The 15,688-nt window shown below is 37.3% G+C and carries 12 protein-coding genes; 3 read left to right on the top strand and 9 right to left on the bottom strand.

All coding sequences use genetic code 11. The annotated features are described in order from the left end of the window. The first annotated feature begins 270 nt into the window (after nucleotides 1–270). Complete coding sequence (locus tag ACLI50_RS04780) at nucleotides 271–1,428, top strand: MFS transporter (RefSeq protein WP_202842570.1); 1,158 nt, start codon at nucleotides 271–273, stop codon at nucleotides 1,426–1,428. 13 nt (nucleotides 1,429–1,441) lie between these two features. On the opposite strand, the gene ACLI50_RS04775 is transcribed toward ACLI50_RS04780, so the two are convergent. After that, complete coding sequence (locus tag ACLI50_RS04775; RefSeq protein WP_110008709.1) at nucleotides 1,442–1,684, bottom strand: hypothetical protein; 243 nt, start codon at nucleotides 1,682–1,684, stop codon at nucleotides 1,442–1,444. 187 nt (nucleotides 1,685–1,871) lie between these two features. On the opposite strand from ACLI50_RS04775, the gene ACLI50_RS04770 reads away from it, so the two are divergent. Next, nucleotides 1,872–3,167 (top strand): cryptochrome/photolyase family protein, encoded by a 1,296-nt coding sequence (locus tag ACLI50_RS04770; protein ID WP_411413273.1) that lies wholly within the window; start codon nucleotides 1,872–1,874, stop codon nucleotides 3,165–3,167. 98 nt (nucleotides 3,168–3,265) lie between these two features. Here the strand turns inward: ACLI50_RS04770 and ACLI50_RS04765 are convergent, their stop codons facing one another. The 5 genes from ACLI50_RS04765 to ACLI50_RS04745 form a co-directional block, all read right to left on the bottom strand. Beyond that, nucleotides 3,266–3,961 (bottom strand): ABC transporter ATP-binding protein, encoded by a 696-nt coding sequence (locus ACLI50_RS04765; protein ID WP_411413272.1) that lies wholly within the window; start codon nucleotides 3,959–3,961, stop codon nucleotides 3,266–3,268. Then, nucleotides 3,955–5,301, bottom strand: a complete 1,347-nt coding sequence (locus tag ACLI50_RS04760) for a DUF3526 domain-containing protein (protein ID WP_411413271.1) — start codon at nucleotides 5,299–5,301, stop codon at nucleotides 3,955–3,957. Before ACLI50_RS04760 ends, ACLI50_RS04765 begins: the two co-directional genes overlap by 7 nt. Next, nucleotides 5,302–6,747: an ABC transporter permease gene (locus ACLI50_RS04755; RefSeq protein WP_343639996.1), complete on the bottom strand. Its 1,446-nt coding sequence runs from the start codon at nucleotides 6,745–6,747 to the stop codon at nucleotides 5,302–5,304. 3 nt (nucleotides 6,748–6,750) lie between these two features. Continuing rightward, nucleotides 6,751–9,060: a TonB-dependent siderophore receptor gene (locus tag ACLI50_RS04750; RefSeq protein WP_411413270.1), complete on the bottom strand. Its 2,310-nt coding sequence runs from the start codon at nucleotides 9,058–9,060 to the stop codon at nucleotides 6,751–6,753. A gap of 130 nt (nucleotides 9,061–9,190) precedes the next feature. Next, entirely contained in the window at nucleotides 9,191–9,544 is a 354-nt protein-coding gene (locus ACLI50_RS04745) for a hypothetical protein (protein ID WP_411413269.1), read from the bottom strand. 298 nt (nucleotides 9,545–9,842) lie between these two features. Between ACLI50_RS04745 and ACLI50_RS04740 the strand changes: the two genes are divergently transcribed. After that, nucleotides 9,843–10,229, top strand: coding sequence for a Rid family hydrolase (locus ACLI50_RS04740; protein ID WP_202842553.1), 387 nt, complete (start codon nucleotides 9,843–9,845; stop codon nucleotides 10,227–10,229). Between the two features lie 576 nt (nucleotides 10,230–10,805). Here the strand turns inward: ACLI50_RS04740 and ACLI50_RS04735 are convergent. The 3 genes from ACLI50_RS04735 to ACLI50_RS04725 form a co-directional block, all read right to left on the bottom strand. Further along, complete coding sequence (locus tag ACLI50_RS04735) at nucleotides 10,806–13,067, bottom strand: PAS domain-containing hybrid sensor histidine kinase/response regulator (RefSeq protein WP_411413268.1); 2,262 nt, start codon at nucleotides 13,065–13,067, stop codon at nucleotides 10,806–10,808. Nucleotides 13,068–13,069: 2 nt separating this feature from the next. Next, nucleotides 13,070–14,206 (bottom strand): FIST signal transduction protein, encoded by a 1,137-nt coding sequence (locus ACLI50_RS04730; protein WP_110008718.1) that lies wholly within the window; start codon nucleotides 14,204–14,206, stop codon nucleotides 13,070–13,072. 436 nt (nucleotides 14,207–14,642) lie between these two features. Beyond that, complete coding sequence (locus ACLI50_RS04725) at nucleotides 14,643–15,686, bottom strand: MlaD family protein (protein WP_411413267.1); 1,044 nt, start codon at nucleotides 15,684–15,686, stop codon at nucleotides 14,643–14,645. Between the last annotated feature and the right edge of the window lie 2 nt (nucleotides 15,687–15,688).

Raw genomic sequence — 15,688 nt, 5'->3', positions numbered from 1 at the left:
ATGTGAGCTTAATTACACGGTATTTACTTAAACTTTCTAAAGTATACCAAAGTGTTTAGAAAATAAAAACTTTTGTGACTTTTGTGGTTAAGTTTAAACAGACTTGAAAATAAAAATTTGTGTTCAAAAAATAATGTGATTTTCCACCATAATGAGGTCGGCAATTTCATTAATTGGTCAAAATGGAACATAAAAATGACAAAAATGAACTACATTTTAATAGCGCAGCGTGTCTAAATTTGCAAAAAGGATTTTTATTACCCTGTTATAATGAACGAGACCCCATCTTTTAATGCAAAAATGCCGACCGCCTGTTTTTTACTATTCTTTGCCCACGGGCTTGTTTTTTCCTCCTGGGCGAGCCGGATTCCTATCATTAAAACTGCTCTTTCCATTACTGAAGCACAGTTGGGAACGCTGTTGCTTCTGATGCCGATAGGACAGCTGTCGACGATGGTTCTGGCCGGAAAACTGATCAGCATCTACGGAAGCAGCGGAATTATTAAAAGATGCTTTATGCTGTATCCTTTTTTTCTTCTCTTAATTGGTTTATCACCTTCTTACTGGACTTTAGGGGCTGTTCTGTTCTTTTTCGGTGTGTCCGGGAATATGTGCAATATTGCCATCAATACACAAGCAATTGAGATAGAATCTATTACGAAAAGAACTCTTCTTTCTTCTTATCACGGAGCATGGTGCTTTGCAGGGCTTACGGGGGCAGTCATAGGTTTGCTGATGATTAATCTCCATGTAGGAACTTTTTATCATTTTGCTGTTATTTTCCTTCTGGTAGGAATACTTTGGTTGTACAGTACAAAAAATCTGACCAATATTATTCATAAAGCAGAACCGCAGACCCGTTCAATTTTCAAAGCAGTGAATCCTACACTGATTGGTTTGGGAATTATAGGCTTTCTGAGTATGGCGATTGAAGGAGCGATGTTCGACTGGAGCGGGGTTTATTTTCAAACTATAGTTAAAGCACCTGAAAACCTTGTCATACTGGGATATACAAGTTTTATCTTAATGATGACTTTAGGTCGTTTTATCGGGAATAAAATCATTGAAAAATATGGAAAAAAGATTGTTCTGCAGTGCTGTGGGCTATTGATGAGCAGCGGACTTTTTCTAAGTGTTTTCTTTCCGGAACTGTGGATCTGCATCATTGCTTTTATGATCATTGGCCTTGGAAGTTCCCTGAGTGTGCCTTCCGTTTACAGTACAGTAGGAAAAGTGAGTACAGTAGCTCCGAGTATTGCTTTATCATTTGTTTCCAGCATATCATTTTTAGGATTTCTGATGGGGCCGCCTCTTATCGGATATATTGCAGAAAGCTTTGATCTTAGGTATTCATATGGTCTTTTTGCCTGCTTTGGAATATTACTGGCTATTATGGCCGGACAGATGAAAGTATTCAGAAAATCATAATGAATTTAACAAATCATAAAACCTGAAGCTCTTTAAATACTTCTATAATGGCTTCAATAAGTCCTTTATCTACATTTTTTTCGGAAGCAGCATCGGGGAGAAGAGCTCTTAAGTCACCGTGATCATCACGCTCAATAACGACTTCAGTTCCATCTACGTCTACATACAGTTTATATCCGTAAGAGAATGTAGCCAGCTTTCCATTGAAAAGCAGTTCTTTGCCCTTATAAGTTACCGGTACTTCAAATTCTTCCATGCGTAAGCTTCTATTATAATTGGAGCAAATGTCGGAAAATTTTAATTCATATCATCATATTAACTGTAATGATAAAGCCAGATCATGCAAATTATTAAAAATATTAATGGAGTAAATCTGTATATTTATCCTTAGTTATGGAGTCATTCCCAAGCAGGAATGATCAATGAATTTGAATTAAGCAATTATGAAAGATACAATCACCATTTTCTGGTTCAGGCGTGACCTGAGATTGGAAGACAATATCGGACTTCACCACGCTCTGCAGTCTGATGCACCGGTACTACCCATTTTTATATTTGATACTGATATTCTCGGAAAGCTGGAAGATAAAGAAGACCGCAGGGTTGATTATATACATCAGGCTTTGACAGATATCAATATTTCATTAAAAAAGTATCATTCAAAAATCAATATCTATCATGGTAAGCCTATAGAAATATTCAGGAAATTGTCTGAAGAATACACTATCAAAAGTGTTTTCTGCAACAGAGATTATGAACCACAGGCGATTGAGAGAGATAAGGAAATCTATTATTTTTTCAAAGAAAAGAATATTCCTTTTAAGGCCAGTAAAGATCAGGTGATTTTTGATAAGGATCAGATTGTTAAAAAAGACGGTTCGCCTTATACGGTTTACACTCCTTTTGCAAAGAAGTGGCGGGAAGCCTTAACTCCTGAGCATTATCAATCTGTTGAATTGGATTTTAAGAACCTCTTTCCACAGAAATATTCTGAGATTGTGGCATTAAAGGAAATAGGTTTCAAAAAAACAGATTTTGATTTTAAAAAACCGGTCCTGGAGGCGTCTATTATTGATGATTACGATAAGTACCGTGATTTTCCGGCATTACAGCATACCACACAGCTCGGAATTGCTTTACGCTTTGGAACCATCAGCATCAGAAAGTGTGTGGCTTTTGCATTGAAGCATAATGCGGTATGGCTGTCGGAGCTGATCTGGCGTGAATTCTTTATGCAGATTTTATATCATTTCCCACAGGTGGTTCATCAGTCTTTCAAAAAGCAGTATGATAATATCCACTGGCGGAATAATGAAAAAGAATTTAAGCATTGGTGTGAAGGAACCACAGGGTATCCGATTGTAGATGCCGGAATGAGGGAACTGAATGAGACGGGCTATATGCATAACCGGGTAAGAATGATTGTGGCGAGCTTTTTATGCAAACATCTGTTGATCGACTGGCGCTGGGGGGAAGCGTATTTTGCCTTAAAACTGAATGATTATGACCTGTCTGCCAACAATGGAAACTGGCAGTGGGCTGCAGGCTCGGGATGCGATGCAGCACCTTATTTCAGGGTTTTTAATCCAACGGCTCAGACAGAAAAATTTGATAAAGACTTACTGTACATCAAAAAATGGCTCCCTGAATGGAATACACCAACATATCCATCTCCCATAGTAGAACACACATTTGCCCGTGAAAGAGCTTTATCCGAATATAAGAAAGCATTAACATAAATAATGTGATATGAAAAATGCCCGGTAACAAAATTGTCACCGGGCATCAACCAATTGATATTTAATATGAAAAGTTACTTGCTAAAGTAACAGGATCATCAGATTGTTTTCAGATACAGCTCCTGTAATTCCTGCGCTGTAAATGCTTTGGAAGGTAAATTCTGGACAAGTTCTCCCTGTTTCATAATACCGATATTGGTAGCAACACTTACCGCATTGAAAATGTCATGAGTTGCCATTAAAACCGTTCTGCCTTCTTTACCCAGCTGTCTTACAATTTCTGTAAACTCTGCTGTAGCTATGGGATCCAGACCGCTGGTAGGCTCATCCAGAAGAAGCACTTTGGCATCTTTGGCCAGAGCAATGGCAATTCCAACTTTCTGGCGCATCCCTTTGGAATAACTGCCCAATGCTTTATGATGGGCGGTTTCCTGCAAACCGGTACGTTTAAGGAGCGCAGACAGTTCATCTTTCTGGTAATCAAAACCTGCAATTTTGGAGAAAAAATCAAGGTTTTCTATTCCTGTAAGGTTAGGATATAAAAGAACGGTTTCAGGAATGTAAGCCAAATGTTTTTTTATTTTTTTGGGCTCTTCTGTTACCGAAGTATCATTAATAAAAGCATCTCCGGAAGTTGCTTTAATGAGTCCCAGAAGAATATTGATGGTTGTACTTTTTCCTGCTCCGTTTTGTCCGAGCAGTGCAAAAATTTCACCTTTTTTTACTTCCAGATTAAGAGAATGAAGGGCGGTGAAATCGTTGTATTTTTTATGCAGGTTGACTGTTTTTAACATAGTTTTCTGTATTTGTATTGTGAAAGAATGATGAATAAAGTAATGAAGATGAGGTAGGGAAGAAGTATCTGTATCCATTTGATAGAGGAAGAGAATTTGAAAACCTCTATCGTTTGCTGTGCCCAGTTGACAGATTCCGCACTCTTACCTGAGAAAATCAGAGGGTAGAAAAACAGCCTTTTTTTCTCATGGAATTTTTTGAGCGATGAAGCATACTGTAAATGATTATTCATATCAGATTTTGCTAAATGGCTTTGTGCCAGCTGAGTATGAAGATTCGGGAGGAAATAGCCTAAATAGTCTGCTGCCTGATTCCGTTTCTGCATTTTTTCCGTATACAGTTCGGATGATTTTGCAGATTCCAGGTCTCCCATATGCTGCATGGCATAATACCAGGTCCAGGTGAATGCATCATTCTCTTCCACGGTAAAATTTCTGTATTGAGGATATGCTTTGTAGAATTTTTCCATCGTAGGCTGCTTAGCTTCATCCCATTTGTTATGATAGCCTTCTCTCTGTTCCATCACAGCTTTAAGGGACTCATGAACCGGATACAGCTTCTGTATCAGAATATTACTGCTCATCGGGATAATAAAATTGATGCCCACCCAAACAATCAGCAGAATTAATGCATTCTGGGCCGATGTTTTACGGAACGATACCATCCATCTGCACAAGGCAAACCAAAGAATAATATACAGCCAGCCACTGATGATAAAGGCAGTATAATAAGAATCTAAAGGTATTTTTATCCAGACTGAAGCGATGATAATTAATGCGAAATAAACAGCTGTAACAGCCAAAAGACGTACGAACATCTTTTGATCCAGAAACTTTTGTAAATTACCGCTCTGAACGGACAGCAGCTTCCAAGTTCCTTTTTCTTCTTCTTCAGAAATCAGATTATAGCAGAATGCGACAATCACCAGTGGAAAGAGGAAAACAACAACAAAACTAAAGTCAAAATTTCCAACAGCTGCATTGGCGGGATTATAAAAATCTGCATTATAGCGCTGTTCTTCCAGATTCCGGATGGTTACTCCCTGAATAGAAGGGTTTAAATCACGCATTCCGATATTTAAAGCAGCCAGCCTGGGTGTTTCATTCACCAGATTGAATTTAATATAATAAAGAACCAGTCCCAGATCATCCTTATGAAATTTCGTATTTCTTTCAATACTTTCTTTCTGAAATGCTCCGCTTCGGGAGATGATGTCTTCGTTCCTGTCCAGGAATTTTTTTCCTGTATAAATAGCCATAAGTCCTGCCATCAATAGAAACAGAAGTGCAATGATGTACGATTTATTACGGTAAAATTGGATATATAAATAACGGTTCATTTAGATGAGTTTTAATTTTCTTCCACTTATTTCGATAGCAATGATGCAGATAACCATCCACAGAACTAATGCAGCAGCAGGTATTGGCTGTTGCTTTAAACTTTTCAGAACAGAAGTATACTGATACTGAAAATCCGGAAACTTTTCCCAGTTGTGCCTGTCGATCACAGCGGCCGGTCCGCCGTTTTCCGGTTTAATATTGCTGATGTGCTCGATTTGTAAATCATTTAAGTGCTGAGCCATTTTATAGCGATATTCTTCTGCCTGTTTCTGAAACTGGTTATAAGAGAAGAAATCTGTTCCTGCAGCAGTCATGGAAAAGTTTTTAATGGCAATGGCGGGATTAATGAATCCTGAAATATCAGTCAGATTTTGCTGTTTACTGTAAATGTTCTGCAGTTCTTTCTGATGTCTGATATAGATATGTGAACTTATTTTTTCCCCTTCCTTCATAACGAATCCGCCATAGTTGAAAGGAAGTTCATTGGTTGTTTTTACCTGATATTTTGCCAGTAAAGAATCCTTGATTTTTTTGAAATGCGGATCATCAGGATTATGGCTGTCTCCAGACTTTAAAATATCCTTTTCCAGGCTCGTTTCAAAAGCAATCCGGGAAGGTGCAGGATATAAATTCTGTGCTGCAAACTGAATTCCTTTAGGCAGAACGATAATAAAAAGAAGCCAGAACCCGATAAGGCTGATCAATGCTGATGAGGTACGTTTACTGTTTGCCGATACGACAACGGTTAATGTGCAGATAAAAAAATAATAAATCATGTAAGCAGGCAGCAGTAATGACAAACGTAATAGAATATCCGCAGAATCTGTTGTCTCGGACATCAGTGCAGCGACGAAAACAACAGGAATTACAGGAATAAGAAAACAGAGAGAAAACAGCCAGAGTCCCAGAATTTTGCCCCAGATAATCGCTCTTCCGGAAGTTCCCTGGACACTGATGATTTTTAAAGTGGCATTCTCACGTTCCTGTACAATTAACCCAAATCCTGAAAAGAGAATAATCAACGGGACAATGCTCTGCAGAATAAATGCACTGCTGAACGCTCCGAATCTTACCAAAGTACCCGAGCTTCCCGCTTCCGACAGATTGGCGGTATTCTGTTTATGAGCCTCCAGAAATATGACATTTCCCAGAAAGTCATCCAGTCCGTTGTCAAAAATATTCAGCGGATGTCCGATTCTGAAAACCAGATAGCCATAGTGAGCCATACGGTGCGGATGCTTATCCGGTCTGTGTTCCCAGTTTTCCCGGACTTCCTTCCGGTATTCTTTTATTTTCGAAAAAGAATCGGTGTATTTTGTATATCCTATGCCAATACTCAGCATACAGAACAGGAGTACGGCAATCGTGGTGAACAGATTTTGTTTTCCTTTAAACAAATCCTGCCAGGTTTTTCTCACCATCAGTTGTAAATTAGAAATAGCCATAGTTTAAAATTTATAAGTAGCAGTTAGCAGATAATTTCTCGGAGTTCCCGGAAACAGTCTTAAGTAGTTTTGAGCCCCGATCCAATAGACTTTGTTGGTTATATTATTCAGATTGAAAGAGAGCTGGACAGTTTTTGCCGGAGTGTAATACAATGCTGCATCCAATGTCGTATAGGCGGGAAGTTCAAAGCTTCTTGTAAACCAGGGGATTTTAGAACTCTGATAAAGCATTCCGGCACCGATTCCGAAGTCTTTCAGAAATTCAATGTTTGAAAAGTTGTAGCGTGTCCAGATATTCACCGAATTTTTAGAAGTGTTTTCCTTTCTTTTTCCCACAAGATCACGGTTGGTATCATCCAGTATTGTAGCATCAATATAGCTGTAGCCTCCGTAAATATGCCATTGAGGAAGGATATGTCCGGAAAATTCAGCTTCAAATCCACGGCTTCGGTCAGCACCACGCTGTACAAGCTCATCAGGTTCTGAAGGATTATTGGCATTGATGATTATATTTCTTTGTTTAATCTCATACACTGCAAGATTCAGTGAAATTCTGCCAAAAAGCTGCGCTTTGATTCCCAGTTCTTTAAGATCAGAAGTCAGAGGCTTAAATCTTGCTGCAGATCCGGTGAGGACTGAGGTATTGGGCATCAGCGTTACCGTATTGGACTGAGGTTGATACCCGGTTAAATAAGTTCCGTACAGATTAATATGATCCGTTACACTGTAGGTAATCCCGAATCTGTACAGCAGTTTATTATTTTTGAACGATGACTCATTGGCTTCTTTGAAATTGGTGATATCCTGAAACCATTCCTGACGTATTCCCGATAATATTGTCAACTTTTTCCAGGTAAGAAGATGCTGAATATAAGCAGCATGCGTTGTGGTAAGAGCAGAAGGCAAGGGTGTGATCACATTAAGGGTATTAAAATCAGTACCCTGATAATTGGCTGCTCCCGGATTCAGGTCAAATGGTGTTACATTAGGTCTGGGAATGATTGTTCCATTATAATTGATGGTCTGATAATCTGACGCTTTTGCAGGATTATAAGAGGAAATCACAGAGCCATTCTTTAAAAGAAAACCTCTTGCTGCATTCTGCTCTCCGCCTTTGCGTTTCTCCCAGATCTGGCTGTCGTAACCTATCAGAGCCTGATGCAGAACAGAACCCGTTTTGAATTTAAAATTGAAATACGCATTGATATTATCTGTTGCCCAGTTTTGTTTTCTTTGAACAAACTGCATCATAGCAAGGCTGGAAACCGGGATATTGTTCATATCAGGAACAAATGAATTGGTAGTTCTGTGCTCCTGAAGATTTTCTCTCCAGTATTGCTTCATATAAGATGCATTAAAGCTGATATATTGGTTAAAATGATGGGCAACGGTTCCCATCAGGATCAGTTCCCTTGTTTTAAAAAAATCATCAGGAGCTCCCAGGTTCAAAGATCGTGGAGTGCTGTATAAATCTGTTTTTCCTGCCACTGCCCCGAAAATAGGTTGTCCACGATCCAGATTTCCATAGAGATTATTGAAAATCATTTCCACATTCACGGATGTTTTTTCATTCGGAACAAAAGTGATGGAAGGGGAGATCAGGATACCACTGTTTTTAACATGATCCCTGAATGAACGGGCATTCTGATACGCTCCGTTAAAACGGTATAATAAAGTTTTGCTCTTATTTAAAGGACCTGTAAGATCTGTAGTAACACGATAAGTTTCAAAGCTTCCACCGGATAAACTGATTTCATGACGAGGATTGGATAATGGTTTTTTAGTAACCATATTGATGGTTCCTCCGGGATCTACACTGGACATAGTAATACTTGCCGGACCTTTGAAGACCTCCACACGTTCTATATTGGAAGTCATGGGCTGCAAAAAATAATATTGCCTTGTCCGCATTCCATTGATGATCTGGCCTTCTTCATTCTGGCTGATCCCACGGATATTGTATTGATTATAATAGCTTGAAGGAGAAACACCGTTCACATTTTTCATGACATCTCCAAGCTGAAAAGCCTGGCGGTCGGTGATCAGTTCTTTGGTAACGGTATTGAGCGTTAAAGGGAGATCTTTGTTTTTCATCGCAATCTTGGTGGCTGCAAAAGAGTAGTCGGAAGTATAATCTTTAGACTTTCTTCCGATAACCTCAACAGTTTGTACCACCGTAGATAACGAATCTTCCGGACGTGACTGAGCACAAAGAAGTGATGAGACTGTGATAAAGCCTGTGCTGAAAAGCTTTACAGGATTTGGGGAAATACAATAAATTATTCCCGAATAATTAAAATTACTGGTAGTCATGAATAAGCATGTACGGGCAGCGAATGGCCCATTAATAAAAGGATATCCTTAATTGTGTAAAGACACAGGTATCCACGGAATTACAGTACAGACCAAAAAATCTGTAAACGAAATATTAAGGCAGCATCGATTAAGCTACCGCGGAAAATAAGGCTGGGGGAGCTCTGGAGCTGAAAAAGTCAAGAAGACAACGATATGAAATGGCTTTTGGCTGCGGCATTTCATTATCACTGGTTGTGTCAATGGCAAAATCCATGTTCAAAGAGTCAGGAAGAAGAATTTGTGTCATATGCATATGAAGGGCACACTGACATTCGTCGTCCTGAGAAATGGAAAGAATTTTCTCTTCTTTTGACCCTTTTTTATAGATCACTTTACTTTTGGCGTGTCTGGCATGATCAAGACACGTGGTTACCCCGCTGACATTTGAAACAAATATCAGAAGTAAAGAAAAAACAAAAAAGACCCTGAGAAATTTTTGCATAATAGAAAACAAATGTACAATTTAATTTGATAAAAATTGAATGATGAAGAAAAAGTAGGTGATGTTTTCTTTAAAAATTAAAATAATTCAGTTCCAACTATCATTTACCGGATCGAAATGATTGTCTATTTGGGTTTGCAGCAATATTGATAAGCACTGATATGAAATAAAGCACTTATAAAACTACGGTATTTCGTATAGTATTTTTTGGTGACTCCATTTAAATAAGTTTATAATCAATGTATTATGATTTTGTGCCTGTTTATTGATTATAGATTATTGTAAAAATAAATACATTATGAATACTAAAGAATTCAGAACTTTTGATATGCCCTGGGAAAAGGCATATGGCTATGTGCAATCTGTAAAAAGCGGTGACACAGTGTGGATTTCCGGACAATTGGGCCACGATATGCAGGGAAATCTTGCAGAAGGAATGGAGAACCAGTTCAGACAGACCTATCAGAATATAGGCAAGTTGCTGAGTGAATTTGGATTAAATGCCGGCCATATTACAGAAGAAGTCATCTATGTTACCGATATGCAGGAAGGCTTTGAAAGCAGAAAGGTTTTAGGAAAAGAATTTTATGGTGAGTTCTGTATGGTTGCCAGTACCATTGTCGGAGTGACTGAGCTGGCACTTCCCGGACAGAAAGTGGAAATTAAAGTTACAGCTAAAGTTTAAAGGATTATCAGAATTCTTTGTACTGTTTTATCCGGTATATGATTGAGATCATATTCGACGGTATTGGCACTTTATTATATTTGGCCATTGAAAATTTCATATTTCTGACAAATTACAGTATAACCTCTCAGTGATTCGGGAGGTTTTTTGTTGAAAAAATTTAAGTATAACAATGTACAATTTGTTTCATGATTATTATTTATTTTCCTAAAATACAAATAATTAAACGCTAACATTACGGTTTCCCGTAGAGAATGATTACAGCTTATCCGTATATTTACAAAGTTTTAAATAACAATAAGTACAGAAAGTTTTTTTAGCCTCCTCAGGGAGGTTTTTTTATGACCATAATCATAACTCAATTTATGGAGATTTATTAATTTTGAAATGTTAATCAAATTTTTTTTATAAGTTTTATCCCCGGAGAGATCCGGGGATTTTTCATTGTATAATTTGGTATATCAGATTCAACCAGGGAAGCAGGCTTTGGAAGACTGTTTTATGATATTATGGATTGACAGGAAGATTGCAATCTGAAAATAAGATCAATCATACTTCCGGCTCAGACAGATGAGGCTATTTAATCTCATCTTTCAATTGAATCACAACTATTTCAAGGGTCTTTTTTATTTTTTCAAATAAGGAATACAGTTCAGGAAATTCCTTATTTTGTTCCTTTGCAAGTAATTCAAGCTGTTTTACAACATCCTCAATAGAAACTATTCCAATAGACTGTATGCCCGGTCTGATTTTATCCATCAGTGTTGCAATTTCGGTGTAGTTTTTCTCTTCAAACGCTTTTTCCACCAATGGAATTATTGTCTCGGTCTGCACAATAAATAATGAGATCATTTTCTGTATAAATTCTTTATCACCCCTGCTGAGTGCTTGTATCTTTTTCAGGTTGTAGAGGCTTTTTTCATCTGTATCAGATACTGTCTCTGCAGTTTTTTCATGAATTTTGACATACTTATAAATGATATTCAGTAAATTTTCTTCATTAAAAGGCTTAGTGATATAATCATTCATTCCCGCGTTAATGCAATGATCTATTTCTGTTTTAAAAGCATTGGCCGTAAGTGCTATTACGGGAGTCTTAATTCCAAGTTCCTTTCTTACTATTTTAGTTGCTTCGATACCATCCATTTCCGGCATTTGCAGGTCCATCAAAATAATGTCAAATTCTTCTCTTTTTAAAATTTCTATGGCTATTTTACCATTTTCGGCTTTGGCGACGCTGCATTTAAAATGATGTAGTGATTTTTCGGCAACCAGCTGATTAAGGGCATTATCTTCCACCAAAAGAACTCTTGTGCCGGCGATGGAAATATGTTGATTTTTCCAGTCATTTTTTTTCAGATCCTCTTCACTGCCTCTGTCCAGAAGTAAAGTTATTGTAATAGATGTACCTGTATTTTTTTCACTTTCTACATTAATTTCACCCTTCATAAGGTAAATAAGTTCCCGTGTAATAGACATTCCAAGACCAGTACCTCCATATTTTCTCGAAATTGAACTGTCTTCCTGATTGAATTTTTTGAATATATCACGTACATATTCTTCGCTCATTCCAATTCCTGTGTCCGTAATGCTGATTGAAATGGTCTGTTGGTCGGGGAAATTTTTCAGGACCTTGGATTCAACTCTGATCTGGCCCTCATTGGTGAATTTTAGGGAATTCCCAATAATATTATACAGAACCTGTTCAAGCCTTAACGAATCACCTTTTAAAACAGAAAAAATATCAGGTGAAAAATAGGTAATCAGTTTGAGTTTTTTCTCATCCGCTTTTGGTTTAAGAACAGAAATCACCTTTTGAATGCTGTCTTTTAAAGAAAAACTTTTGTTTTCCAGAGACATTTCTCCCGATTCAATTTTAGAGATATCCAGTATGTTATTGATAATTGATAATAAATGTTGTGAAGCATTATAGCTGTTTTCTACAAATTCTTGCTGATCTGAAGACAGGTGGCTTCTTTTAAGTTCACGCAAAAAACCAATGATGCCATTAAGAGGAGTTCGGATTTCGTGGCTCATATTGGCCAGAAAAACCTCTTTTGCTTTTGAGGCCTCCAGGGCTTTTGCTTTTTCAAGTTTTAATTCGTCTTCCAGTTTTTTTTGGTCGGTTATGTCAAGATGAATTCCTATGGACCCTAATAAATTTCCCTGATCATCATAACTGGGAGCTCCACTTATGGCCCACCATCTTGTTTCCCCCTTCTTATTCCTGACAGGAAGCTGATACACACTAGAAACTCCTTTTTTTCTTAATTCTATCTGATCTTGTATGAAACGGATATTATTTTCTCCATACAGGAAAAGTTCACTGGGATTTTTGCCAATGACTTCATCCAGTGAAAACCCTGAAACATCACAAAAACTCTGATTAGCGTAGCGGATAATTTCATGATTATCTACTTCAATGAGCCCTAAATTCATATTAGCAATAATATTACGGTATTTTTCTTCCTGTTGCTTTATGTAATCTTCGGCCCTTTTTCTTTTTCTCAGCTGTTCAGAAAGATACAGGGATAATTCTTTAAGGTCTTCTGATTTTTTTATTTCAATATCGGAGTCAATAATCTTTAATGACTCGTATAAATTGCTGATAGATTCCTGTTTAAGGGTATTTTCATCTTTAAGATTTTGATAAAGCTCCTGATATTCTTCTTCACTTTGTTTGAAAGCGTAGTCCATGAGTTCCTTATCCCTGTCAAATGATTTGTAGGATTCATTAACTGCATTGATGAAATTAGTAAACTGCGAATGATTTTTACAGTCGTCCGTAAGGTATTTATTAATCTGCCTTTCAAGCAAATTGTGTAATTTGATTTCCATAGCTATTCAATTTCATTCACTGTGGTAATGGTAATCGTTTGATTGTGCAGAGCACAGTTGCCAAACGGGCTTAAAGGAGATAATTCTCCATATGAATAAAATCCGGTCAGTACCGTATCTGATTTGAAAACATCCCGAACAATATCTGCTTCTTCATACACTCTGTCACCCAGTACGATCTTTCTTCCCACGCAGCTGATAATGATTCCCAGTTTAATGTTATGTTGGGTCATCCGTAGGCATTCATTGGCTGCGTCATTTGCTGCATCAATAAGCCTGTCCATATTGGCTTTCATAAACCTTACTTTGCTTCCTTCCGGTAAATCTCCCGCAAAAATCATTGTGTCATCTTTAATGGACAGAATCGTTCTTACTACTGATGACGGATCTTTGGATAGCTTAAGCGATAATGGAAAAAGCAGGGCAGAGCCGGGAAGCTCTTCAGCATATTTTCCCAGATATTTTTTATAGAGATCCAGTGCGTTTTTATTATCAATCTCGTAAAGAAGATTATTTTGTGATTTTGTAACTATCCTTTCAAGTCCAAAGCTTTCCCAGCCTCCGATTGAAGAATGTGATAATTCAAGATGTTCTCCATAAAATCCAACAGCAAGAATTTTATTGGGCTGGGGAACCTGATTGAGCCCAACCACTGTTTTTTCAAATTTATCCCCATCTCCGGCAAGTCCCCCTGAGATCAAAACTTTTTCCGGACGGCTGGCGTTAAGTCCATGTACCAGCTGGCTGCCATTTACCTTGTTGCCATCTGAAAGGATGAATACCCATCTAAGCCCTTCTGAAGGCAGATTTTCAATTAATTTTTTTCCTGCGTCATAGCTGTCTGAAAAATTTTCAATATCAATTTGTGACGTTTTTATGAAAGATGTTGAAAAACTGATTGCGGTTAAAACAACTGTTCCATCATACACTTCATTACAAAAAATTTCTCCTGAGGAAGAGGAGAGGGCGATCTCTGCATTCGGAAACTTTTTCTTTAAAAGAATAAAAAAGTCCTCTTTTTCTATAATATTTCTGGTTCCAAATCCTATGACGAGCTGCACTTCGTGATAGTCAAGCTTTTCTTCATTTCTTTCTGATTTGAAATCTCCGTTTATAAAAAGTAATTTGGCAACTTTCATGTAATTATTGCTGTTTCAAGGTTATTAATCGCTTATAAATAATTGATTTTCCTATTTTTTTTAGATGGCTTTAATCTGTTTAAAGAGTTCACCATCTTGAATGTCAGGTAATCGAAAGTCAGTACAAATTATACCAGGATATTTGTATGGGGTTGAAATGCAGTTTTTTGTATTGCTGAATAGCAGGACTTCGTAATCGGGATTTAGCGGGAGATGATATTTTAACATTTCTCCAAAGAAATTATTATCGTCGGCTATAAATATTTTACACATTTGCGTTGGTTTTAGTTTTAAGTTTACTACTAAAATAAGTAATTTTCATCAACTAATGAATTATTTTATCATAAAGATTGATAAATTTAAATTATAATCGATTATTATTGAATATAGTGTGTGAAAGTAGTAGGTGAGTATTTGAATCTATTAAAACAGGCTCTCACTTATTCCTAGTCTTTTTTTTGAAATATCCTCTCAATAAAAAGTTGTTTCGGGCCGCAGCCTCTAATTCCCTGAGTTCATCAACCCCTTTACCGATATTATTGATGGTAGAATCTACAGACCTTCCCAATCTTGGATTATCAACCAATTTGGAAACTACATTTTCGTCATTGTTGATCTTTGTAGTGAATTTTTTCAGATCCTCAGAAGATTTCTCCAGATTTGTCAATGTTTTTTCCAGTGAGGCCGCTAAAGTATCATTTGTCGTTATTTGAGAAAGTATATTGTTCTTATCATTGAGTTTCGCAGCGAAAAGGCTGATCTGCCCTGCACTGTTTTTTAAATCAAGAATACTGCTTTCCATATTATGGCTCAGACTTTTATCAGCAAATACCCTGTAGATAATTCCATCCTTATTGTGGAGAACAGGAGTGAATGAAGCGAAATCATTCATGCTTGTCTGAAGATTCTGTACCGTTTTGTCTATACGGTTCGCAAAATCCTTACTGGTCATTATTTTTACCAGTAAACCGTCCTTATTGTTCATCTTGGCTGTGAAATCAACCAGTCCGGTGGTAACGGTCCGGATATTGTCTGCGCTTTTCTTAATGCTGAAAAGGACATCTTCAATTTCCGTGCTTTTGTATGAAGCAATTACAGTATTATTACCAACTACATTGGCAGAACCTGTTCCCGGAGAAATAACAAGTACTTTATCACCAACCAATCCGTCTGAAGCGATGCTTGCAACCGCATCTGTCTTAATATACTGCTGAACATCTTTTTTGATGCTCATTTTTACCATAACCAGTGAATCAGAAATAAAATCTATTTTACTGACAGTTCCGATATTGATCCCGGAAAGGCGTACATTGCTGCCTTGTTTTAATCCGCTTACATTTTCGAATTCTGAACGCAGAATAAAGTTAGAACCAAATATATTTCTTTTAAGGCCAATAAAATAGATGGTCAATATAAAGAGGATGATCCCTGCGATAACAAAGATTCCTAATTTCAGATTATTTGATGATTCGTTTTTCATGA

The organism is Chryseobacterium cupriresistens (assembly GCF_046614675.1).
In the GTDB taxonomy this organism is placed as follows: domain Bacteria; phylum Bacteroidota; class Bacteroidia; order Flavobacteriales; family Weeksellaceae; genus Chryseobacterium; species Chryseobacterium cupriresistens.
Note: the sequence above shows the minus strand (reverse complement) of the source record. Positions and strands in the feature narration are given on the sequence as shown.

What these genes read in the sequence shown, in the direction of transcription:
- ACLI50_RS04775 (WP_110008709.1), bottom strand. Translation starts at nt 1,684, where the DNA reads ATGGAAGAATTTGAAGTACCGGTAACTTATAAGGGCAAAGAACTGCTT.
- ACLI50_RS04760 (WP_411413271.1), bottom strand. Translation starts at nt 5,301, where the DNA reads ATGAACCGTTATTTATATATCCAATTTTACCGTAATAAATCGTACATC.
- ACLI50_RS04755 (WP_343639996.1), bottom strand. Translation starts at nt 6,747, where the DNA reads ATGGCTATTTCTAATTTACAACTGATGGTGAGAAAAACCTGGCAGGAT.
- ACLI50_RS04745 (WP_411413269.1), bottom strand. Translation starts at nt 9,544, where the DNA reads ATGCAAAAATTTCTCAGGGTCTTTTTTGTTTTTTCTTTACTTCTGATA.
- ACLI50_RS04770 (WP_411413273.1), top strand. Translation starts at nt 1,872, where the DNA reads ATGAAAGATACAATCACCATTTTCTGGTTCAGGCGTGACCTGAGATTG.
- ACLI50_RS04765 (WP_411413272.1), bottom strand. Translation starts at nt 3,961, where the DNA reads ATGTTAAAAACAGTCAACCTGCATAAAAAATACAACGATTTCACCGCC.
- ACLI50_RS04750 (WP_411413270.1), bottom strand. Translation starts at nt 9,060, where the DNA reads ATGACTACCAGTAATTTTAATTATTCGGGAATAATTTATTGTATTTCC.
- ACLI50_RS04735 (WP_411413268.1), bottom strand. Translation starts at nt 13,067, where the DNA reads ATGGAAATCAAATTACACAATTTGCTTGAAAGGCAGATTAATAAATAC.
- ACLI50_RS04740 (WP_202842553.1), top strand. Translation starts at nt 9,843, where the DNA reads ATGAATACTAAAGAATTCAGAACTTTTGATATGCCCTGGGAAAAGGCA.
- ACLI50_RS04780 (WP_202842570.1), top strand. Translation starts at nt 271, where the DNA reads ATGAACGAGACCCCATCTTTTAATGCAAAAATGCCGACCGCCTGTTTT.
- ACLI50_RS04725 (WP_411413267.1), bottom strand. Translation starts at nt 15,686, where the DNA reads ATGAAAAACGAATCATCAAATAATCTGAAATTAGGAATCTTTGTTATC.
- ACLI50_RS04730 (WP_110008718.1), bottom strand. Translation starts at nt 14,206, where the DNA reads ATGAAAGTTGCCAAATTACTTTTTATAAACGGAGATTTCAAATCAGAA.